Raw genomic sequence first — 1311 nt, 5'->3', positions numbered from 1 at the left:
AGATGTAGAAATAAAAATACATACCAATAAAATTTCTAAGCTATATGCAGATAAAAAAAGATATTTTAATGAACTAAAGAATAAGGCTAATAAAATTAATATAAAAGTTACAAATACTAAAGAAATAGATTTAAATGAAATTTATGTAAATTTTGCAAATGAAAAATATAAAATTAATTTATAAATAAAAGCCTTAGAGCTTAAGCTCTAAGGTTTTTTGTAATCATTAAAATAGTTAGTTGATATTTTTTTTTGCTTACTATAAACTTATCAAGAAGGAGTTAGATTATGAAAAGAAAAAATATAAAAAAAATAACAAATATTATAATAATAGTTATAGTGATATGCATGTTAGGAAGTGTAATATCTACTATGTTTATAGGATAGGAGTGAATATATGTTTTTAAAGTCTCTTGAAATAAGAGGATTTAAATCATTTGCAGATAAAACAGAGCTTAAATTTAATAATGGTATTACAGCAGTAGTTGGACCAAATGGTAGTGGAAAAAGTAATGTTTCAGATGCAGTAAGGTGGGTTTTAGGAGAACAAAGTGCAAAAACTTTAAGAGGTTCTAAAATGGAAGATATAATATTTTCAGGTACAGAATATAGAAAATCTTTAGGTTTAGCACAAGTATCTTTAACATTAGATAATTCAAAAGGAGAATTACCAATTGATTACCAAGATGTGAAAGTTACAAGAAGAATATTTAAATCAGGAGAAAGTGAGTATTTAATAAATAACACTACTTGTAGATTAAAGGATATTATTACTTTATTTATGGATACAGGTATTGGTAAAGAAGGATATTCATTAATAGGTCAAGGTAAAATAGATGCTATTTTAAGTGGAAAACCTGAAGATAGAAGAGCATTGCTAGAAGAAGCAGCTGGAATAGTAAAATTTAAATCTAGAAAGATTGAAGCAGAAAAGAAATTAAATAATACTAAAGAAAATCTTATAAGAATAAATGATATTATTTATTCTTATGAAGAAAGATTAAAGCCTTTAGAATTTGAAAAAAATAAAGCCTTAGAATATATAGAATTAGCATCTAAATTAAAGAAAAAAGAAATAGCACTTATAATTAATAATTTATTAGAATTAAATAGTCATATAAATGAGCAAAAAAGTAAAATAAATACTTTAAATAAAATAAATGAAGAAAAAAAAGAAAAATATAGATTAGAAAAAGTTAATATTAATTCAGCAAAAAATGAATTAGAAATTTTAGATAAAAATTATAATTCTGATCAAAAACAATATTTTTTTAAAAAAGAAAAAGTTTCACAGGTGATATCTAGTATAAC

1 protein-coding gene and 1 pseudogene are annotated in these 1311 nt (G+C 22.3%); both read left to right on the top strand.

Features of this window, described 5'->3' with window-relative positions; all coding sequences use genetic code 11:
- Positions 1 to 184: pseudogene (locus GBZ86_RS17480) on the top strand (radical SAM protein); the annotation flags it as partial.
- 213 nt (positions 185 to 397) lie between these two features.
- A partial coding sequence (locus GBZ86_RS15990) for a chromosome segregation SMC family protein (RefSeq protein WP_152892309.1) occupies positions 398 to 1311 on the top strand: 914 nt, incomplete at its 3' end.

It is taken from the genome of Clostridium tarantellae, from assembly GCF_009295725.1.
Taxonomy (GTDB): Bacteria; Bacillota; Clostridia; order Clostridiales; family Clostridiaceae; genus Sarcina; species Sarcina tarantellae.
The sequence above is the reverse complement of the archived record's forward strand: the minus strand, read 5'-3'. Positions and strand labels throughout refer to the sequence as shown.